General features: G+C 62.4%; 16 protein-coding genes. 12 read left to right on the top strand and 4 right to left on the bottom strand.

Annotated elements, in window-relative coordinates; translation table 11 throughout:
• Nucleotides 1-50: 50 nt before the first annotated feature.
• Genes M3I53_RS18400 through M3I53_RS18360 form a run of 9 tightly spaced genes read left to right on the top strand, consistent with a single transcriptional unit; the run spans nt 51 to nt 12,811 of the window.
• A complete protein-coding gene (locus M3I53_RS18400) occupies nt 51-1,949 on the top strand; it encodes an extracellular solute-binding protein (RefSeq protein WP_254317311.1) in 1,899 nt (632 codons plus the stop codon).
• A gap of 8 nt (nt 1,950-1,957) precedes the next feature.
• The gene (locus tag M3I53_RS18395) at nt 1,958-3,013 is read left to right on the top strand and encodes a microcin C ABC transporter permease YejB (RefSeq protein WP_254317310.1); all 1,056 of its coding nucleotides are present in this window, start codon (nt 1,958-1,960) and stop codon (nt 3,011-3,013) included.
• A complete protein-coding gene (locus tag M3I53_RS18390) occupies nt 2,967-4,079 on the top strand; it encodes an ABC transporter permease (RefSeq protein WP_254317309.1) in 1,113 nt (370 codons plus the stop codon). The genes M3I53_RS18395 and M3I53_RS18390 overlap by 47 nt, the downstream gene beginning before the upstream one ends.
• Nucleotides 4,079-5,710 carry an ABC transporter ATP-binding protein gene (locus M3I53_RS18385; protein WP_254317308.1) on the top strand — a complete coding sequence of 544 codons (1,632 nt, stop codon included), beginning with the start codon at nt 4,079-4,081 and terminating at the stop codon, nt 5,708-5,710. The genes M3I53_RS18390 and M3I53_RS18385 overlap by 1 nt, the downstream gene beginning before the upstream one ends.
• Nucleotides 5,707-7,143: a TldD/PmbA family protein gene (locus M3I53_RS18380; RefSeq protein WP_254317307.1), complete on the top strand. Its 1,437-nt coding sequence runs from the start codon at nt 5,707-5,709 to the stop codon at nt 7,141-7,143. The genes M3I53_RS18385 and M3I53_RS18380 overlap by 4 nt, the downstream gene beginning before the upstream one ends.
• Nucleotides 7,143-8,504 (top strand): metallopeptidase TldD-related protein, encoded by a 1,362-nt coding sequence (locus M3I53_RS18375; protein ID WP_254317306.1) that lies wholly within the window; start codon nt 7,143-7,145, stop codon nt 8,502-8,504. The genes M3I53_RS18380 and M3I53_RS18375 overlap by 1 nt, the downstream gene beginning before the upstream one ends.
• Before the next feature lie 44 nt (nt 8,505-8,548).
• Nucleotides 8,549-9,076: a GNAT family N-acetyltransferase gene (locus M3I53_RS18370; protein WP_069261311.1), complete on the top strand. Its 528-nt coding sequence runs from the start codon at nt 8,549-8,551 to the stop codon at nt 9,074-9,076.
• A gap of 5 nt (nt 9,077-9,081) precedes the next feature.
• Nucleotides 9,082-9,639, top strand: coding sequence for a GNAT family N-acetyltransferase (locus M3I53_RS18365; RefSeq protein ID WP_254317305.1), 558 nt, complete (start codon nt 9,082-9,084; stop codon nt 9,637-9,639).
• Nucleotides 9,640-9,655: 16 nt separating this feature from the next.
• Entirely contained in the window at nt 9,656-12,811 is a 3,156-nt protein-coding gene (locus M3I53_RS18360) for a multidrug efflux RND transporter permease subunit (protein WP_254317304.1), read from the top strand.
• 34 nt (nt 12,812-12,845) lie between these two features.
• Here M3I53_RS18360 and M3I53_RS18355 read toward each other — a convergent pair whose 3' ends face one another.
• On the bottom strand, nt 12,846-13,418 hold the full coding sequence (locus M3I53_RS18355) for a cupin domain-containing protein (protein WP_254317303.1): 573 nt from the start codon (nt 13,416-13,418) through the stop codon (nt 12,846-12,848).
• Nucleotides 13,419-14,309: 891 nt separating this feature from the next.
• On the opposite strand from M3I53_RS18355, the gene M3I53_RS18350 reads away from it, so the two are divergent.
• Together M3I53_RS18350 and M3I53_RS18345 are read left to right on the top strand one after the other, a co-directional pair.
• The gene (locus tag M3I53_RS18350) at nt 14,310-14,939 is read left to right on the top strand and encodes a hypothetical protein (protein ID WP_254317302.1); all 630 of its coding nucleotides are present in this window, start codon (nt 14,310-14,312) and stop codon (nt 14,937-14,939) included.
• On the top strand, nt 14,936-15,481 hold the full coding sequence (locus M3I53_RS18345; RefSeq protein ID WP_254317301.1) for an FUSC family protein: 546 nt from the start codon (nt 14,936-14,938) through the stop codon (nt 15,479-15,481). The genes M3I53_RS18350 and M3I53_RS18345 overlap by 4 nt, the downstream gene beginning before the upstream one ends.
• 152 nt (nt 15,482-15,633) lie before the next feature.
• Here the strand turns inward: M3I53_RS18345 and M3I53_RS18340 are convergent, their stop codons facing one another.
• The 3 genes from M3I53_RS18340 to M3I53_RS18330 all read right to left on the bottom strand — a co-directional run bounded on the left by M3I53_RS18340 (nt 15,634) and on the right by M3I53_RS18330 (nt 19,279).
• Nucleotides 15,634-16,023, bottom strand: coding sequence for a VOC family protein (locus tag M3I53_RS18340; RefSeq protein WP_254317300.1), 390 nt, complete (start codon nt 16,021-16,023; stop codon nt 15,634-15,636).
• A 98-nt stretch (nt 16,024-16,121) separates the two neighbouring features.
• Nucleotides 16,122-16,724: an NAD(P)-binding domain-containing protein gene (locus tag M3I53_RS18335; protein ID WP_254317299.1), complete on the bottom strand. Its 603-nt coding sequence runs from the start codon at nt 16,722-16,724 to the stop codon at nt 16,122-16,124.
• A 14-nt stretch (nt 16,725-16,738) separates the two neighbouring features.
• Nucleotides 16,739-19,279, bottom strand: coding sequence for a DUF3772 domain-containing protein (locus M3I53_RS18330; protein ID WP_254317298.1), 2,541 nt, complete (start codon nt 19,277-19,279; stop codon nt 16,739-16,741).
• A 454-nt stretch (nt 19,280-19,733) separates the two neighbouring features.
• Between M3I53_RS18330 and M3I53_RS18325 the strand changes: the two genes are divergently transcribed.
• A complete protein-coding gene (locus M3I53_RS18325) occupies nt 19,734-19,916 on the top strand; it encodes a hypothetical protein (RefSeq protein WP_254317297.1) in 183 nt (60 codons plus the stop codon).
• Nucleotides 19,917-20,087: the final 171 nt, after the last annotated feature.

The raw sequence follows: 20,087 nt of genomic DNA, 5'->3' as shown, positions 1-20,087 counted from the left end.
CGAACCGTGCATCGGCCACACGCCGGCGTACGTCCTCATGCAGACAGACGATGAGATTGAAGAAGTTGAGGTTGTCACGATTGTCGCCGCATTGGTTTGGTGCTGCTTCCGCACTGGTGCTGGCAGCTGGTGCGGGTGCGCTTTACGTGGTGCCGGCGCAAGCGGCTACGGCGCTGGCACAATACGACCAGCCTAAGTATTCCGCCGGCTTCACGCATTTCGACTACGCGGACCCAGATGCATCGTCGAGTGGCGTCCTGAGTTTCGAAAACTACAATGATTTTCAAAGCTACGATTCACTGAACCCCTTCCTTGTGCGAGGTGCACCCGCGCCGGACATCCAGAATCTGATGTTCGACACGCTAATGCAGCGCAGCTGGGACGAACTGGCCTCCGAATATCCGCTGATCGCGGATAACGTTGAAGTCGCGGCCGACCTCTCGTCAGCGACGTTCCATATCAACCCGGCTGCGCGCTTCTCGAACGGCGATCCAATAACGGCCACCGACGTCAAATATTCGTTCGACACGCTCACGAGCCCTCAAGCTTCGCCGCTCTTCAATGCGCAGTTTTCGGTGATAAAGAAAACGGTCGTGGTGAACCCCTCAACGATCCGTTTCGAGTTCCGTCGTGCGGAGCGTGACGCGCCGCTCATTGCGGGCGACTTGCCCATCTTCTCGCCGAAGTGGGGGATGAAACCCGACGGCACGCGCGTTCCATTCGACCAACTCTCTAACGTGCCGCCCATCGCGAGCGGTGCTTATCTGATCGCCGAACGCAAGAACGACAAACAGATTGCGTATCGCCGCAATCCGGCGTACTGGGCGGTCAACCTGCCCACGCGTCGCGGCATGTACCACTTCGAGCGCATCACGTTCAAGCTTTACCTCGACCTGTACACGCAGCTCGAGGCGTTCAAGGCCGGCGACGCCGATGTGCACGTGGAAGACAGCGCGACCCAGTGGGCGCGCAAGTATGTGGGCAAGAATTTCCGTAACGGCATGCTCAAGCAGACCAATTTCCCGGACGGGCCTGCACAGATGCAGGGCATGCTCTTCAACCTGCGCAAGCCGATGTTCCAGGACGTGCGCGTGCGCCACGCGCTTTCTCTCGCGTTCGATTACGACTGGATGAACCGCATGATGTTCTACGGTCAGTACCTGCGCCTGCACAGCTATTTCGAGGCAAGTCCTTTTGGCGCGACCGGCATGCCGGGTGAGAAAGAGTTGAAGCTGCTCGAACCGTGGCGGGCGAGCCTGCCGCCGGAAGTGTTCGGGCCGATGATCAAGCAGCCTACGACGCTGCCGCCCGATTCGCTGCGCGGCAATCTGCGTGAGGCGCGCGATCTGCTTGCGCAGGCCGGGTGGCACTATCGTGACGGCGCACTGCGCAATGCCGCGGGCGAGCCCATGAACATCGAAATCCTGGACGACCAGCCGGGCATGGACCGCGTGATCCTGCCTTATACACAGGCACTCGCGACGCTTGGCATCAGTGCGCATCTGCGCGAAATCGACAGTGCGCTGTACCAGAAGCGCCTGGACAACTTCGACTACGACATGACTACCTGGCTCTACAGCCCGGTGACGATTCCCGGCGCGGAGCTTGCACGCCGCTTTGGCAGCGCGGCTGCCTCCGAGGTAGGCTCGGAGAACTATCCCGGTGTGCGCTCGCCGGCCGTCGACGCGCTCGTGAAGGCAGTGCAGGCCGCGAACACGCTCGACGACCTCGAAGCGGCGACACGTGCCCTCGATCGCGTGCTGATGAACGAGTACTACCTCGTGACGGAGTACTACGCTCCCAATGCGCGCATCGCTTACAAGACGTCGCTCGGCTATCCGTCCGTCGTGCCCGTATCGTTCGGGGCCCAGGACTGGATCGTCGACTTTTGGTATCGCAAGCCGCAAAGCGCGAAAGTCGCCCAGACCGCGCAAGCGGCTGCCCACTGAGGAGCACCATGTTCGCCTACATTTTTCGACGTCTGTTGCTGATGGTGCCGACGCTGATCGGCGTTGTCACGCTCACGTTCGTCGTCACGCAGTTCGTGCCCGGCGGCCCGGTCGAGCAGATCATGGCGCAACTGCGCCATGGCAATGCGACCCGCGGCGGCGAGACCGGCGCAGGTGGTGGCGGGTATCACGGCAGTCAGGGCGTGGATCCACAACAGATCGAGCAGATCAAGAAGGAGTTCGGCTTCGACAAGCCGCCGCTCACGCGCTACTTCCTCATGCTCAAGAACTACGCAACGTTCGATCTGGGCCAGTCTTACTACCAGCACGACAGTGTCTGGAACGTGATCCGTTCGAAATTGCCGGTTTCGATCACGCTGGGGTTATGGACAGTACTACTGACATACGCGATTTCCGTGCCGCTCGGCATCGCCAAGGCGGTGCGCAACGGGTCGCGATTCGACACCGTGACCAGCGTACTCGTGCTCTCCGGCTATGCGGTGCCGGGTTTCGTGCTCGGCGTGCTCCTGCTGATGCTTTTCGGTGGTGGCACCTTCTGGCAGGTGTTCCCCATGCGGGGTCTCACGTCCGATGACTTCGCGGACCTGAGCCTCGCGGGCAAGGTGCTCGACTACCTGTGGCACATCGTCCTGCCGGTAACGGCCTCCGTGGTCGGCAACTTCGCGATCGTCACGATCCTCACGAAGAATACCTTCCTCGAAGAGATCGGCCGCCAGTACGTGCTGACCGCGCGGGCAAAGGGCGCGCCCGAGCGCGACGTGCTGTGGAAGCACGTACTGCGCAACGCCGCCATTCCGCTCGTCACTGGCCTGCCCGCCGCGTTCGTGGGTGCTTTTCTGAACGGCAACCTGCTCATCGAAACGCTGTTCTCATTGGACGGCATGGGCCAGCTCTCTTACGACTCGGTTATCCGCCGCGATTACCCCGTCGTCCTTGGCTCGCTGTTTCTGTTCACGCTGATTGGCCTCGTAACCAAACTCATTGCTGACGTCTGCTATGTCCTCGTCGACCCCCGCATCCAGTTCCACCGCCTGGACCGCTGATTCCGCAGCCGTTCCGCACGCGCCGTCGGTCTCCCCATGGCGCCGCACCTGGCAACGCTTTCGCGCACAGCCGCTCGGCTATTGGAGCCTTGTCATCTTCGTCACGCTGTTTGCGATCAGCATGCTCGGCGAGGTGCTCGCAAATGACCGGCCGGTCGTCGTGCGTTACGACGGTCAATACTACTTTCCGATCGTGAAGGATTATCCAGAAACGATCTTCGGTGGCGACTTCCCGGCGAGGACCAATTATCTCGACCCGTATATCCGGCAACGTCTGGAATCGAGCGGCAATTTCGCGATCTACCCGCCCAATCATTTTCATTACGACACGATCGACTACTTCGCGGCGCGACCGTATCCGTCCGCGCCCTCGGCCACAAACTGGCTCGGTACCGATCAGTTCGGCCGCGACGTGCTTTCGCGCTTGCTCTACGGCTTCCGGCTTTCGGTGCTGATGGCATTGGCGCTAACGGTTTCGGGCATCGCGTTGGGCGTGTTGACGGGCGCGGTGCAGGGTTTCTATGGAGGACGAACCGATCTCATCGGGCAGCGACTCATCGAAATCTGGAGTTCGATGCCTGATCTGTACCTGCTCATCATCTTCGCCTCGATCTTCGAGCCCACGCTTTGGCTACTGTTTATCCTGCTTTCCATGTTTGGATGGCTTGTGCTTTCCGATTACGTACGCGCTGAGTTCCTGCGCAACCGCTCGCTCGACTACGTGAAGGCGGCGCGCACGATGGGCCTCTCCAACTGGCAGATCATGTGGCGCCACGTGCTGCCGAACAGCCTGACTCCGGTTATCACGTTCCTGCCATTTCGCATGAGTGCGGCCATTCTCTCGCTCACGAGTCTCGACTTCCTCGGGCTCGGCGTGCCGCCACCTACGCCCAGCCTTGGCGAGCTACTCCAGGAGGGCAAGAACAATCTCGAGGCATGGTGGATTTCGCTCTCGGCTTTCGCGGCGCTCGTGATCACGCTGCTGCTGCTCACGTTCATGGGCGATGCACTGCGTAACGCGCTCGATACGCGTGCGCGTGGCTCGGCATTCGGCGGAGGTAAATAATGAATCGTCCTTTGCTGGAAATCGAGCGCTTCGGCGTGCGCTTCGGCGAGAAACAGGCGGTGCGCGAACTGAGTCTCTCGATTGAGCGCGGCGAACGCGTGGCGCTCGTCGGCGAATCGGGCTCGGGTAAGAGCGTGACGGCGCTGTCGATCCTCGGCCTCGTCGAGCATGCAAGATTCACTGGGCGCATGCAGTTCGACGGCGAGGATCTGCTGGAGAAAACCGAGCAGGAGATGCGCGGCATTCGCGGCGCCGATATCGCCATGATCTTTCAGGAGCCGATGACCGCCCTGAACCCGCTGTACACGGTAGGCAAGCAAATCGCCGAAAGCCTGCGTCTGCACGAGGGGCTCAGCGCCGGCGCGGCGCGCGAGCGTGGCATCGAGCTCTTGCGGCGCACCGGCATTCCCGAGCCGGAGCGCCGCATCGACAGCTTTCCGCATCAGCTATCCGGCGGACAGCGCCAGCGTGCGATGATCGCGATGGCGCTCGCGTGCCGCCCGCGCCTCTTGCTCGCCGACGAGCCCACCACGGCGCTCGATGTGACCGTGCGCCAGCAGATCGTCGATTTGCTGATCGATCTCCAGGAGCAGGAGGCCGCAGCCCGTGGCATGGCCATATTGCTCATCACGCATGACCTGAATCTCGTGCGGCGCTTTGCGCAGCGCGTGGCGGTAATGGAAAAGGGCGTGCTCGTAGAAACGAACACGACTGCAGAGCTTTTCTCGAACCCGCAGCATCCCTACACGCAGCGCCTGCTCGATAGCGAGCCGCGTCGCGAGGTGGCGCCGGTCGCAGTGGATGCGCCGCCCATCCTCGACGTGAAAGGCCTCGCCGTGGATTACCGCACGGCGGTCAAAGGCTGGCGCTCGGTTTTCGGCAGTTCGACTTTCCGTGCCTTGCACGAAGCGAACCTGACGCTGCGGCGCGGCGAAACGCTCGGTATCGTCGGCGAGTCGGGCTCGGGCAAATCGACGCTCGCGGCCACCGTACTCGGCCTGAAAAGCGCGGCAGCGGGCGAGATCCGCATCGATGGGGTTGCGCTCTCGGCGCAACGCAAGGCGAGGGCCCGCCGCGCACTGTACGCGCGCATGCAGGTGGTGTTTCAGGATCCATTCGGGTCGCTTTCTCCGCGCATGACGATCGAGCAGATAGTCGGAGAGGGGCTGGCCGTGCACAGACCGGAGGTTGACGGACCGGCGCGACGTATGCGTATCGCATCACTGCTCGAGGAAGTGGGCCTGCCCGCCGATTCGATGCAGCGCTACCCCCACGAATTTTCGGGCGGACAGCGCCAGCGCATCGCCATTGCCCGTGCACTGGCGGTGGAACCGGAACTGATCGTTCTCGATGAGCCAACCAGCGCGCTCGACGTCTCGATCCAAAAACAGGTACTCGCGCTGCTGACGAACTTGCAGAAGAAGTACAAGCTGAGTTATTTGTTCATCACGCATGATCTGGCCGTCATGCGCGCCATGGCGCATCGTGTGATCGTGATGAAAGCGGGCCGCATCGTTGAGCAGGGTGACACGCTCGACGTGCTGCACGCGCCGTCTCATCCTTACACGCAATCGCTGCTGGCGTCGTCGATGCTGGACGAGCCGGCGGTGCTACAGGAGAAGTTCGCATGATCGAAGAGCGTTGGCTGCAGGGCGCGCGCACGCTGAAGAGCAGCGCCGATTTCTGGTCGCTGCGCATGATGGGCGAAGTTATCGAGGACCACGTGGTGCGCAACGACGTCGCGCAGCCGCTGCGTGTGGTGCGCGAGCGGGGCGCAATGCTGACGGCCTGGGCCGGCGCCGGTGCCGGCTATGCGGCTACCGCCGATCTCAGTGCCGAGGGCCTCCAGTGCGCACTCGATATCGCCACGGCGCGGGCGTTCGCATGTGCGCAAGTCTCGTTGATCGATTACCGCCGCATTGCCCGGCCCGTTGCGAGCGGCAGCTATGCGTCGCCGAACATCGACACGCCGCTCCCCACCCGCCGTGAGTGGCTCAGCCAACTCGCGCACGAATGCGCGTCGGCGAACCTCGACTCGCGCATCGTCGAGCGCGTGGCCAGCATGCACGTCGCGCACACGGATCAACTCTATCTCACGAGCGACGGTGTGAGCATCGAGCAGCGCTTTCGCTACCTCATGCCAGGGCTGAGCGTGGCCGCGCATGCGAACGGCGACACGCAGGTGCGAACGCTTGCCGGCGACCACGGCGCGCTCGGGCAGGGAGGTCTGGAGATACTCGCACGGCACGGCTTCAATGGTGCTGGCGCCCGTGTGGCGAACGAAGCGCTGCAACTGCTCGCGGCGCCGAATTGCCCGTCGGGCACGCGCGACCTGCTGCTGATGCCGGACCAGATGATGTTGCAGATTCACGAATCGATCGGTCATCCACTCGAACTGGACCGGATTCTCGGCGACGAGCGCAACTTCGCTGGCTGGAGCTTCGTGAAGCCGGAGATGTTCGGCAGCTATCAGTACGGCTCCCCGTTGCTGAATGTGACGTTCGACCCCGAGCTGCGCGAAGAAGCCGCTACCTACGCGTTCGACGACGAAGGCAGTTCGGCGAGCAAGCAATACCTGATCCGCAACGGGGTGCTGGAGCGGCCGCTCGGTGGGGCACTCTCGCAGCAGCGCGCCGGGCTGCCGGGGGTCGCGAACTCGCGCGCGGCCAACTGGAATCGCCCGCCTATCGACCGCATGGCGAACCTGAACATCGAGCCCGGTACCGAAACACTCGCCGCGATGATCGCAAGCATCGACAACGGCATTCTGATGACTTCGAATACGTCCTGGTCGATTGACGACCATCGCAACAAGTTCCAGTTCGGTTGCGAATATGGCCGGCTCATCGAGAACGGCAAGCTCACGCAGGTCGTCAAGCGGCCTAATTATCGCGGCATTTCGGCGAGCTTCTGGCGCAGTCTCGTCGCCGTAGGCGACGCGAGCACCCGAGAGGTCTACGGCACGCCTTATTGCGGCAAGGGAGAGCCCGCGCAGGTCATTCGTGTGGGGCACGCGTCACCGGCGTGCGTCTTCAGCAACGTAGACGTTTTTGGAGGCGCCTGATGAGCGACGTACTCTTTGCAAGCGAGCGTGTGGCGGTAGATTGGCACTCGCATTTCATGATGCTCGCCGATGCGATCGACGGGTTGTTGCTGGCTGGTGAAACGGCGCTCACTTCCTTTGCCGGAGAGCAATCGGATTTCATTCGTTTCAACGGCGGCAAAGTACGGCAAATGGGACTCGTCTCCCAAGGCAAGCTCACGCTTCGGATGATCGATGGCGCGCGCCAGGCGTATTCCACGCTCGACATCTGCGGCAACGCTGATCAGGATCTGCGCGATGTGGGCGCGACGTTGCAAACGCTTCGCTCGGACCTGCGTGATGCACCTGATGATCCCCATCTGCTCTACGACACGACAGCGTGGCAGCGTTCGACGCGGCGCACGGGACGGCTGCGGGATCCGCATGCCCTCATCCATGTCGTGGCCGAATGCGCGCGCGGGCTCGACTTCGTTGGCTTCTACGCGGGCGGCATGCTCGCGCGCGGCTTCGCCTCCAGTTGCGGCAGCCGTGGCTGGCACGAAGTCGAAAACTTCTGCTTCAGCTGGTCGCTCTATCATCCGGGCGGCCGCGCCATCAAGACGACCTATGCGGGCGAGAACTGGGACGACGCGAAGTTTGCCAGCAAGGTGCAGGAGGCGGCGGCACGCCTGCCCGTGCTGGCGCTCGCGCCGCGAGCGCTCGGGCCGGGCCGGTACCGTGCATGGCTCGCGCCAGCGGCGCTCGAAGAGCTGCTGGGCGTTGCTGCGTGGGGCGGCTTTTCAGCGCGCGCGCAGGCGACGTCGCAGAGCCCGCTTTACCGGCTGCATGGCGGCGAGCTTTCGCTCGACGCGCGCGTCTCGATCACTGAAGAGCTCGGACTTGGTATTACACCTGCCTTCAACGACGACGGCTATTTGCGCGAAAGCGTGCCGCTCGTGCGTGAGGGGAGGAGCGTCGCGCAATTGACAAACGCCCGGACGGCGCGCGAGTACGGCCTGCTCCCTAACGGTGCACTGGCGAGCGAGGCGCCGTCGTCGCTTTCGATGCCGGGCGGCGACCTCGCGGATGCGGATGTGCTCGCGGCGCTGGGCACGGGTCTGTACGTCGGCAACCTCTGGTACGTGAACTTCTCGGATCGCATGGGCTGCCGCCTGACCGGCATGACGCGTTTTGCGACGTTCTGGGTGGAGGAGGGGCGTGTCGTTGCGCCGGTAGACGCGATGCGCTTCGACGACAGTCTGTACGGCCTGCTGGGCGAGCGCCTCGAGCGTCTCGGTGCGCAGCCCGAGCTGCGCCTGTCCGAAGACACCTGGGGTCAACGCGCGACAGGCGGCATGCAGCTTCCCGGGGTGCTGGTGAAGTCGTTTGAACTGACGCTGTAGCCTGCCTGAGCGTCCCTGACGTCTCAAACACGAAGGAAACAACAATGCAGTCGCGCTTACCCGAGGGGCTCGTCGTGCGCGCATTGCGCCCCGGCGATGCCGAAGCGTTGCATGCGCTGGGGCACAGCCCGTCAATAGTGCGGGGCAATGCAGAGCCACCGTATAGTTCGGTCGCACAGACCCGTGAGTGGATCGCGAACGTGGTATCGCCGGCCGTCATCATCGGCGCGTTGGTGGGCGAGACTATCGTGGGCGAAGCTGAACTGCATCCGCAGAAGTTGCGCCGCGCGCACGTCGGCGAGATCGGCATAAACGTGCACGACGATTGGCAGCGTCGGGGCGTCGGAACGTTCCTCATGGAGCAGATCCTCGACTTCGCCGACAACTGGTTGGGCCTACGGCGGCTCCAACTTCACGTCTACACCGACAATGCTGCCGCGATCGCGCTCTACCGAAAGTGCGGTTTCGAAGTCGAGGCGCGTTTGCGCGGCGCAGTATTGCGCGAAGGAATACTCGCCGACTTCTTCTTGATGGCGCGCCTGCACGATCCGCTGCCCCTCACCCCGGAGTGATCCCCATGCACGTCCCGACACCATCGCCCGCGTTCGCGTCACCCGGTACTATCCGCGTGCGCACCTGCGAGCCCGCCGATTTCGAGGCGATCGCCGACTTGATGAATCAGCCAGGTGTGCGCCACGGCACGCTATTGAGCGGGTGGCGCACCCCGGAATCCTTGCGTGCGTGGTATGAGAGCCGGGCGCCCGGCTGCATCACGATTTGCGCCGATATCGACGGACGCGTGGTGGGACAATCGCAGCTCGATGTCGCGAAGGCGCGCCGCTCACACTGCGCTTGCGTGGGCTTCGGCGTGCACGACGCCTGGCAGCGTCGTGGCGTGGGCAGCGCGCTGATGGCGGCGATCGTCGCCTGTGCCGACCATTCGCTGGGCCTGCGCAGGCTCGAACTCGAAGTGTTCGCCGACAATGAAGCCGCGATCGCGCTCTATCGCAAGTTCGGCTTCGTCGTAGAGGGCCGCTCGCGCGGTGCCGCAATGCGCGCCGGCGTACTTGCCGATACGCTTCATATGGCGCGCTACGCGGAAGCACCGCCGTTCGCTTCACCCTTGTTCCCCTAATCGTACCGGCGAGCGCGTGCCCTTCTTTTTTATCGACAGGCCGGTCTTCGCATGGGTCATCGCGCTCGCGATAATCGTCGCGGGCGTGCTCGCGATTCCCATGCTGCCGGTCGCACAGTATCCGCAGCTCTCGCCGCCGCGCATCGTTATCAGCGCGGAATATCCGGGTGCGTCGGCGGAGGAGGTGGGCAACAACGTCGCGAGCGTGATCGAGGAGAGCCTCGATGGCGCCGAAGGCCTGCAGTACTACGAGACGACGAGCGATGCGCTGGGGGACCTGGAAATCGACGTGACCTTCACGTCGGATACCAATCCCGACATCGCGCTCGTGGACGTGCAGAACCGTCTGAAGCAGGTCGAGGCGCGGTTGCCGCAGCAAGTGGTGCAGCAGGGCATCGACGTGGAGAAGGCGTCGAATACGTTTCTGATGTTAGTCGCGCTCACGTCCACCGACGGCACGCGCGATTCCGCGCAACTCAGTGACTACCTGAACCGCTTCATCCTTCGCGACCTCAAGCGTGCACCGGGAGTTGGCGCGGCGGAGCTCTGGGACGCCGACGAGGCCATGCGCGTCTGGCTCGATCCGGTGAAGCTGCGCGAATACGGCCTCACGGCGGCCGAGGTCAACGCGGCCATCGCCGCGCAGAACTCGCCGGTGACAGCGGGCACGCTCGGGAACGCGCCGTTCGTGAACGGGCAGCAAATCACCGAGTCGGTGAGCGTGAAGGGGCAACTCGAAACGGCCGACGAGTTCGGACAGATCGTGCTGAAGGCGAAGCCGGATGGCTCGCTCGTGCGCTTGCGCGACATCGCGCGCGTGGAACTGGGCCGCGCCGACTACTCGTTCTACTCGCGCCTGAACGGCAGATCGGCGGCGACCGTCGGCATCCATCTCGGCCCACGCGGCAACGCGCTGGAGACTTCGAACAGGATTCGTGCGCGTCTCGCGGAGCTGTCCAGACGTCTTCCTCCGGGCGTAGCGATCGAAATTCCATTCGATACCGCATACTTCGTGCGCGTGGCGATTCACGAAGTGGTGATCACGCTCATCGAAGCCGTGGTGCTCGTATTCGCGGTGATGTGGCTATTCCTGCGCGACCTGCGCTCCACCCTCGTGCCCACGGTGGTGATCCCCGTCACGCTCATGGGCGCATTCGTAGCACTGTATTGGGCCGGGATGTCGATCAACGTGTTCACCATGTTCGGCCTCGTGCTCGCTATCGGCATACTCGTGGACGATGCCATCGTTGTCGTGGAGAGCGTGCAACGCATGATGCACGAGCGCGGGCTTGCACCGCGCGAAGCCACGCGCGCCGCGATGAAGCGCATTGGCGGCGCGATCGTCGGTGTGACGGCGGTGCTCACCGCCGTATTCGTGCCGATGCTGTTCTTCAACGGCAACGTAGGCGGCATCTATCGGCAGTTCGCAGTGACGATGATCGCGTCGATGCTGTGTTCGTCGTTCATGGCGCTCACTCTAACGCCGGCCCTTTGTGCGAGTCTGCTAAGGATGCCGAAGCGAACGCCGAAGCCCGAGCGCGGTTTGACGGCGCAAGCGGCGCGTGCCTCGCGCGGCTACCGGGCGGTCGTGGCCGCGCTATTGCGGCGCGGACCGCGTGTGCTAGCGATCTACGTGGTGCTGTGCGCGGTTGGGGCGCTCTTGTACTGGAAGCTGCCGCAGGGCTTCCTGCCGAGTGAGGACGAAGGGCAGTTGCAGGTGATGATTCAGTTGCCCGCGGGCGCCACGCAGGCGCGCACGCTCGAGGTGGTAAAGCGGGTGGAGGCGATGCTTGGCAAGCAGCAGGCTGTAGGCAACGTGACGAGCGTGGTGGGGTGGAGCTTCGCGGGCAGCGGGCAGAACGTGGCGATGGCGTTCGTCGAGCTCAAGCCGTGGGGTCAGCGCGGCAAGGACGAAATCGACGCGCAGACTGTGCGCGACGCGCTAAACGAGCAATTCGGCACCATCCTCGACGGCGACGTGCAGGCTATGCTGCCTTCCGCGGTGCCGGGCATCGGCCACTCCGAGGGCTTTACGTACCGGCTGGAGGATCGCGGGGGCGTCGGCATGGACGGATTGAAGGCCGCGCGTGACCAGCTGATCGACGCGGCCGGCAAGAGTCGCGTGGTGGCGCAGGTCCACTCGGAGGACCTGCCTGACGGGCCGCGCGTGGAACTCGAAGTCGACCGCGATAAGGCCTACGCATATGGCGTATCGTTCGACCGCATCGCGGACGTGCTGGGCAGCACGTTCGGCTCCAGTTATGTCGACGACTTTCCAGCCGGGGGGCGCATGCGCCGCGTCATCGTCGCCGCCGACGCACCCACGCGCATGAACGCCAGCCAGCTGCTCGACCTGCCTGTACAAAATACATTCGGCGGGTCCGTGGCGATGTCGTCGATTGCGGCCACGCACTGGACGCTCGGCCCCGTGATGCTGAGCCGCTACAACGGTTATCCGTCGCTCGACGTGACGGGGCGCGCGGCACCGGGGCAAAGCTCGGGCGAAGCGATGGCGGAGATGGCGCGGCTCGCGCTCGCTTTGCCCGAAGGCGTGTATGGCGAATGGACCGACGCCGCGTTCGAAGAAGTCGAGGCCGCGCGCCAGACGCCGCTCCTCATCGGCCTTTCGCTGCTTGCGGTGTTCATGGTGCTGGCGGCGCTCTACGAGAGCTGGATCACGCCTCTTTCGGTACTGCTGGTCGTTCCGCTTGGCGCGCTCGGCGCGGTGAGCGCGATGCTCCTGCGCGGGCTGCCCAACGACATTTATTTCAAGGTGGGTATGGTAACCGTGATCGGCCTCGCGGCGAAGAACGCGATCCTGATCGTGCAGGCCGCGGCCGTGCGCCGTACGGGCGGGGTGCCGCTGCGCGCCGCGGTTGTGGACGCGAGCGTCGAACGCCTGCGGCCTATCGTGATGACTTCGGCGGCGTTCGTGCTCGGCGTGCTGCCGCTCGCTTTCTCGCAGGGCGGCGGCGCGCAGAGCCGGCACGCCATCGGTACGGGAGTCCTCGGCGGCTTGATCGCGGCGACGCTGTTCGGACTCGTGTTCACGCCAGTGCTTTACTACGCGGTGGCGTCGCGCGTGGCGGCAAGACCCGTGCATCGGGTACCGCCGCGCCGAAGAGAGCGAACTGCGCAACGCACGAAGGAGGCGGAAACGGAGGAGCCCTGACCGCTGCACGCACCTATGCCCGTATGGCCGCAGCTCAGAACAGACGCGGCGTGCCCACCCAGACGAGTACGGTCTCCTGATCGGACATATTGCTCCAGGCGTGCGGCACTGTCGATTCATAGTGCGCGCTGTCGCCCGCGCGGACCACGAATGTTTGACCTTCTAGCGTGAGTGTCACTTCACCAGAGAGCACATGCAGGAACTCTTCGCCTGCGTGCGTGGTGACTTCGCTGGAGCGCTCGCCGGGTGGCATACGCACGAGAATGGCTTCGAGCTGGCGTCCGCCAGAGGGATTAGTGAGGCGTGCATAGAGGTCGGCAGAATTTGCGAAACCGAAAAACTTCAGATCCTCGCCACGGCACACGCAGCCCGCTTCGGTGGGCGCATCGACGAAATAGCTTACGGGCACGCCGAGCGCCTTGGCGATGCTCACGAGCGAGGTGATCGAGGGGGTGGCGCGATCGCGCTCCACCTGCGAGAGAAAGGGTTTGGAGAGTTGCGCCGCGGCGGCGATGTCTTCGAGAGTACGGCCTTGTCTTTTGCGCAGTCCGCGAATCTTGCTGCCTACGGAGACGACGTTCAGTGATTCAACGGGTTTCGAAACCATGGCGGAATTTTGTTGTCTGTTTAATATGTTTGAGTCCGAACACGGGACTGGGTGAAAGCCCGGTTTTGTCGTACGCCATTAGGTGCCCAATAATTTTATCGCAAGGGTGGTCTCACGGTGTATATCTGGCAATTCCAGAGACAAATCGGCCAATAAGCGATGGGATAAGCCTTTGGAATCTAATTCTAATTCTCGTGCATACGTCGGCGTTCACGCCGTGACTGTAGGTCACGGAACCGCTCAGCGCAGTGGCCTGCCCTCTGCGGCTCGTGAACGATAGTGTGAAACCTGCAGGGTACCACTCTTCGACCGCGCGCTAAAAATCGCCAAACGTTTCAGGCAATGGCTTAGATGCCCCGGGAGTTTGGTCAGTGAAATCATTCCCAACATCGAGATGATTCGTCGCCGGCCACGCTTTAACCAGCCGATCTCGCGTTCAATGTGCATTTCGGGTTTCTCGCCGTCATGCGAAGGCAGGGTTCGATGGTGCGAGCGAAGAACCTTGCCGAGTAAATCCGCCAAGCAGTCGTGCTGCGAGCGGTCTTCGGACGCGATCGGGGCCTTTAACCGGCCAATCGCTGGGCGACACGGTCGCGATCATGGACTGGGATAGCAACCGCTACCTGCAGTCCTATTTCGCAGTTCCGATGATGGGTGCCATTGGCGTAATTTTGATCGGCTATCATCCGGGAAAACCCGGGCCTCCTGGCTCGCGTCGCGCCCGCGACGGAGATCAGGTGTAGCCCGGGAGTACGCCTCGCCGGGCGCATGCCAGATCGGAGATCCCGGGAGGCGTGCGCATCAGGTGTCCATCCCAACGCCGGGCTGTTACGCCCGGACATCGGCCACGGCCACAAGCCCGGTTGCCGACACGCACGGATATCGTCGACCATGATCGCCGCCGCCTTCTCACGCGCGTTGCAGCGCGCACTTGTCGAGGACCCCGATTTTGCGCGCCTGCGCGGTGCAGCACGGTCTACGCTCGCTTGCCTGCTGACGGCGGCCGTGGGCGTGGCCTGGGCGCTCCAGCATGATGAAACGCCGACTCTTGCCGTACCTGGCGCGTTGTTCGCAATGATTGCGCCTTTGTTTCTGCGCGAAGCGCGTTGGTCGAGCTGGCTCATCTCGCTCCTCATTCTTTTTTTGTGCAACTGCGCCACCTTTGCCGGTGCCACCGCGCTCGCCTTGCAGCCCGCGCAGCGCGACGCCGGAGCGCTGCTCATTGTCTTCGTGGGCATCTTGTGCCAATCGCTCGGTGCTCGCGCGGTGGGCGCAGCGATGCTCATGCTGGTGTCCTTTTACCTCGGCCTGTATCTGCATCCTTCCCCCACGCGGCTAAAGGCAATGCTGACCGCCATGGCGGTGGTTCCGTTCATCGTCGCATTCGTTGGGCGCGTCGTCATTCCGATGGAGCGGGGCCGCGCGCCGGCGCCGTCGTTCATGTTCGCGTTGCCCCATACCATCGTGGCCGCGAAGGCACGGGCTCGCGCGGCCGTGCGTTACGTGCCGACCTCCACGTGATCGGACGGCAGACCGGACGGCCCCTTTCCACCGTGCTCGCGCATCGATTTCACCGGCTCGCATGGCGGCCGGCTCTCGTCGCCACCGTCGCGGCCCTTCTCGCCATATTGATGGGCGGCGAGTTGTCGGAAGACCGTTCGATGTGGGCGGTCATCAGCACGTTCGTCGTTTTTCTTGGGACGACCTCGTATCAGGGCACGCGAGCACGCGTCATCAAGCGCATTGCTGGCACGCTGAGCGGCGCGGCGGCCAGCGTGCTGCTCATTACCGTGTGCGGACACCAAGCCTGGATTCTCGTGGCCGCGATGGCTTTGTCGGTTTTCGGCTGGGCCTATTACATTCTTCATGCGTATGCCCGCGGCGTGTTCTTTGTCACGATGCTTGTCGGGCTTGTTTACGGCCAGCTTGGTGTCGCCATCGTGCCGCTTGCAGAATTGCGTATCGAGGAAGTCTGCGCCGGATGTCTCGTCTCGCTCGCGGCAGCCTTGCTGCTTATGCCGTCCACGACCGCGCGCGCGGGCGCCGTGCTGGCTCGGGAGTGACAGCGGACGCTTTCGCGCGTCGGCTTGCATTGACTGCTGGCACGCGTCCGCCTACGGCGAGGCGGCTTGCGACGCCGGGTTGATACTGTGCCTGCGCGCTCGCCTCGGCGAACGATGAACGCCAGAAAGCGGAAACTTGCGTGATATGTGCGTCAGCAGCTCCACGCTGCATTTTGCAAAACCACCCGGTAGCCGTCGGGATCCTCGAACGTCCGGCCCGAGACATCCCAATAAGGGTTGAGCGACGTTACGCAGACAAATCCATTTTCGACAACGCGATCACACGTTGATTGCCACTCTTGTCGATCCGGAATGTAGAACACCAGCAAGTCCTCACTCGTCGGGCTTGGCACAACCGGATGTGCGCGGCAATGGGTGAACTCAAAGTGATAGTCCACGCCCGGACTTCCAAGCATCACGCCGTCGAATCCCTGATGATCCTGAAACCTTCCCAGCACCGCCAGCGTGAGCGCCGCGCAATACATGCGTTCAGTGCGGGCAAGGTCGCTAACAGGCCTGGCGATTCTGATTCGCGTCTTCATGACTAGTCCTTTTAGGAATCGTGTCACGCGACACCCGGGGTCGGGCCGCCTCGTAACGGTATGGGCAGTGCCATCCTCATGGTGCGGCTACGCGGCACCTATAGGAGGGTGTTCGATGGCGAGCTGGATCCGATTGGCCTCTTCGGCGTGTTCGCCAATGTGACGACGACGTGCCGGCCGAGGCATTCGAGAAGCGGCAAGCAGCGGTCGAGCGTTTCTCTGTCTGCGGCCGCGAACACGAGAAGATTACGCGAAGCCGCGAGCTGCGGATTTCCGAGCACGGGAGCCGACACAAATTGCTGACCGAGCGCTTGGTGCAGATCGGCGAGTTCACGCGCCGTTTCCCCACCGATAGTGCTCATCGACACATGGACCGCGTAGGTTGGGAGCACGTTCGAGAGCTGGAGTGCGACGTCGAGCACCGCGCCGTCGCCAGGTAAGCATCGTGATGACGAACTCGCAGTCGGCCAGGTCTTGCAGTCGTTCGTCGCAATTGCCTTTCCCCGCGCGCCTCCTTCAGCCTTGCTCAGGTCGCGGTCGAGCAGTACCGTCGCGAAGCCCGCTTCAGAACGCGGGGCTGGTGGATGTCGTGGATGCCCGTTTTGCGCTGACCGACTCGGGCAGGGCGCTACTACATCTGCTCGAACGCGCCTGAATCGTTTCCCCGGCTCGGGTTTCGTTTTTTGAGAGACTGAAACCAAGGGCGGCTGCGTAGTTATACCTCAACGCTGCCTGCTGTATTCCGGGCGTTCGCCGGTACGCTGGTTGTGCCGGCTAACGAAAAACTGCTACGCGGTGGTCCGTTCGAAGCGGCCCCGTGCCCATCGGGGGCGCAAACGAGCGGTCCGTGGACCAAAACCGTTCGTGGATTCGACAACGGGATGTCCGCGGCACGCAGCCGCTTCAGGATGGCGAACAGAAGTTCACTTCTGGTGTCGGCAACGATCCTGGGACTCCTGACGTGCCCCGTGACCGTGAGTGTAATGCCATCGGGCGTCAGCTGACTGAACATCACAGACGGCGACGGATGCGCCAGAACCGAAGGGTGATCACTATAGGCGTCGAGAAGAATCTCGCGGACGCGCTCCGGGTCGACATCCAACGCGAATGTGAGCACCAGGGAGGTGACACCTTGTGTGGTGTTTCCCATCGTGACGTTGCGCACATTCTGCGATATGAGCTGTGAGTTCGGCACGATCACGGTTGACTTGTCTGCAAGCTGGATCTGGGTGGCGCGTACACTAATGCGTCGTATGTCGCCCTCGATGCCGGCGATACTGATCATATCGCCCACCTTCACCGGCCGCTCCGCGAGCAAGATGAGTCCGGAAATAAAGTTTTTTACGATCTCCTGCAGACCGAAACCGATTCCCACCGACAATGCACTCACTATCCATGCAAGGTTGTGCCATCTGACGCCTAGCACGGACAAGGTCTGCAGTACGACGAGTACGTAACCAATGTTCGCAAACAACGTCAGCAGGGACGTGCGCATGCCAGGACTCATTTCTGTCTTCGGCAACAACTCCCTGTCGAACCATTTGCGCACGGACCGCACAAGGTACAGACCAACGCCGGATGTGAGTATGGCGCTGAGGATATGAGCGGGGACGATATTGAGCGCACGCAGCCAGTCCCCGCCTAGCACTTCGAAAATGCTGTCGATGAGATCGGCGGGCGTAGTTCCCAGGCCACCTGTGAGCAGCGCAACGACCGCAGCGACGATGAGCGCGCTTCGGCAGACTCCGGAAAGGACCGTCGCAATCTGGGCGAGATGGGCATTTTCGAGACCAAACAGATGCTTGATCGTATTGCCGCTTGAATGCGCTGGCGAAAAGACGCTTTCGCATAGATCACGCGTAAGCACCACAAGAAAATAGAGACTGCACAGGACGATGTCGAACCACACGAGTTCGTAGGTCAGGAAACGCGCAACGGAAATGTACCCGCAGAGCAATGCGGCCAAGGCCCCCACGACGACAACGCAGACGGCAGCATGAATCAAGCCCGCAATTGTCGACCGACCTTCAGGCGAATTTCCGACCGCAGCGAGTGCGGTGCGTACCCGGTTCGTGTGCAGCAATGAAGTACCGATGGTCAACGAGACGATCAACGCGACTAGACCGCGAGTGAAAATCGTGAGTTGAAGGCTGGTATCGACGGCTCGGTTGATTTGCTCTATCGCCCCTGAAAACAACAGGAGCGCGGCCAAAGTTCGCGGAAAAGATCTGAGCGCGTGCGCAACGGGATCGGCGATGGCAGGTAGGCGCCAGGTTGGATGCCTGGTGCACAGAAACGCCCTGCCAAGCGCGACGACCAACGCACAATTGACAATGTGTTTGACAAGTTCATCAGTGAAGGTCTGAAGGGCGGGCGACAAACTTTGTTGACTGACTATGGCCAGGCCGGCGAGGTGTACCGCAACCATCGTGGCTGCCAGCGTCGCCAACACGGTCGATATCGCGAAAGCGCTTCGCCGCAGCCGTCCTTCCGGCAGACGCCGAAGGCAAACCGATCCTGCCGTTCGTTCAAGAACGCGGATACCGACTGTTGCGCATGCCAGCGCGATCAGTAAAAGAAGCGTGTTCGTTATCCGGCGTCCCGGCTGCCACATCGATTGCATCTGCTTTTCGACCTGCTCGCCAAACGCTCGCAGACTTTGGTAGTCAGCCGCATCCGGGTGAACGACGGGCGCCCAGAACGCAGCGCTCAGAATGCTCCCGGTGCGAAGCGCCAGTTGGTCTTTCAGATGTTCGTGAAGCAATCGGGCAATCTGTGCGTCAACGTTGACCAGATTACCTTTGATGCCTTCCGCCTGCCCGACTTGCGCATCGAGCCGCTCTTTCTGCGTCGTGAGGGCGTTGCGTTGCTGGGTGACGGCGGGTGTTTCTGAACTCGCGCCGGCAACGGGCGCAGCTCCGAGCACATCGAGCTGCGCATGCGTCCTTTCCAGCTCGGGCTCCAACGAGGTTGCGACCAGTCTGTCGACGTCGTCGACGACACGCCGGCTCAGCGAGTCCAGTTCGATCAGTTCGGCATCACTGGTTGCCGTCGATGCGCGTTGCCTGATCGCGTCTTCCTTGGCCTGAAGCGCATTGAGCGCTTCCACGGCGTCGGAACCGACGCCAGCGATGGGCACAAAATAGCTACTGTCCGGCGCGAGAGGCGGGGTGCCAGCCGCGTATGCAAAGGCCGGAACCAGGCCAGACAATGCAAGGACGATGAGGCGGAGAGTGACCAGAAGTGCTTGTCGCATAGCTCGGGCATGGAAAGAGACGCGCAGAACGTCTTTGCATGCCAGATGGCGCAGCAGGCGCCATCCATCAATGTGCCCACGCCGTAATGGAACAGACGTTAGCAGTCCGACGTCGTAAGTGACGACTATATCATAAATGATGAAACAATAAAAAAGCGCGTGGAAATGTGCGACAGTTGCCGAGTCCGGTCGCCGCTCGGCGGCTCGTCAGGGCGGTCGACGGAAAAACACAACAGCGAGCTTTGCCCATCATGATCCGGTTGGTTCGTGGCCTTTCGCCGATACGATATGGGAAACAGGGGTGGGGGACGCCCGGCGGGCGGGCTTTGCTCGCGCGTTCGCGAGACGGAAACAAACAATTGCGAGCGTCAATTCAACGTCTGCGATGCATATACTTCTCGTCATCACCTCGTCCACAGGTGTCGGATTCATATTGTCACGAGAAGGAGTACTCATGGAACAGCAATACATCGCTGCTATAGGTAAAGCAAAACCGGAAAGCGCTCACCAGATCGTACAGGACGCGCTTCGAAGTGCTGCTACGGCGTCAACGCCGAACGGCGCCATTGACCTGCTTGGTGAGGCGCTGCTGGAACTGGAGCGCCTGCTTGCACTGAATGGCGCGCGGGTGCACTGAACTTCATCGGATCACGTGGCCGCAAAAGATGGAACATTCGAATGTGGGGTGGCGATGAAGAAGTCGCTCGCCGCCCTCCTTTTGCCGATAATGGCCCATGCCAATGCGGCCGCCGATTCGTCAATCGAGACAACAGTCGTTGGCGGTCCGGCAACTGACTCGAACGGGGGT

The organism is Paraburkholderia sp. CNPSo 3272 (genome assembly GCF_024206495.1).
GTDB lineage: Bacteria > Pseudomonadota > Gammaproteobacteria > Burkholderiales > Burkholderiaceae > Paraburkholderia.
This window is presented reverse-complemented; position numbering and strand designations above follow the sequence as displayed.

Bases quoted from the DNA above. Each gene is read 5' to 3' on its own strand.
- M3I53_RS18400 (WP_254317311.1), top strand. From the start codon at position 51: ATGAGATTGAAGAAGTTGAGGTTGTCACGATTGTCGCCGCATTGGTTT.
- M3I53_RS18395 (WP_254317310.1), top strand. From the start codon at position 1,958: ATGTTCGCCTACATTTTTCGACGTCTGTTGCTGATGGTGCCGACGCTG.
- M3I53_RS18390 (WP_254317309.1), top strand. From the start codon at position 2,967: ATGTCCTCGTCGACCCCCGCATCCAGTTCCACCGCCTGGACCGCTGAT.
- M3I53_RS18385 (WP_254317308.1), top strand. From the start codon at position 4,079: ATGAATCGTCCTTTGCTGGAAATCGAGCGCTTCGGCGTGCGCTTCGGC.
- M3I53_RS18380 (WP_254317307.1), top strand. From the start codon at position 5,707: ATGATCGAAGAGCGTTGGCTGCAGGGCGCGCGCACGCTGAAGAGCAGC.
- M3I53_RS18375 (WP_254317306.1), top strand. From the start codon at position 7,143: ATGAGCGACGTACTCTTTGCAAGCGAGCGTGTGGCGGTAGATTGGCAC.
- M3I53_RS18370 (WP_069261311.1), top strand. From the start codon at position 8,549: ATGCAGTCGCGCTTACCCGAGGGGCTCGTCGTGCGCGCATTGCGCCCC.
- M3I53_RS18365 (WP_254317305.1), top strand. From the start codon at position 9,082: ATGCACGTCCCGACACCATCGCCCGCGTTCGCGTCACCCGGTACTATC.
- M3I53_RS18355 (WP_254317303.1), bottom strand. From the start codon at position 13,418: ATGGTTTCGAAACCCGTTGAATCACTGAACGTCGTCTCCGTAGGCAGC.
- M3I53_RS18350 (WP_254317302.1), top strand. From the start codon at position 14,310: ATGATCGCCGCCGCCTTCTCACGCGCGTTGCAGCGCGCACTTGTCGAG.
- M3I53_RS18340 (WP_254317300.1), bottom strand. From the start codon at position 16,023: ATGAAGACGCGAATCAGAATCGCCAGGCCTGTTAGCGACCTTGCCCGC.
- M3I53_RS18330 (WP_254317298.1), bottom strand. From the start codon at position 19,279: ATGCGACAAGCACTTCTGGTCACTCTCCGCCTCATCGTCCTTGCATTG.
- M3I53_RS18325 (WP_254317297.1), top strand. From the start codon at position 19,734: ATGGAACAGCAATACATCGCTGCTATAGGTAAAGCAAAACCGGAAAGC.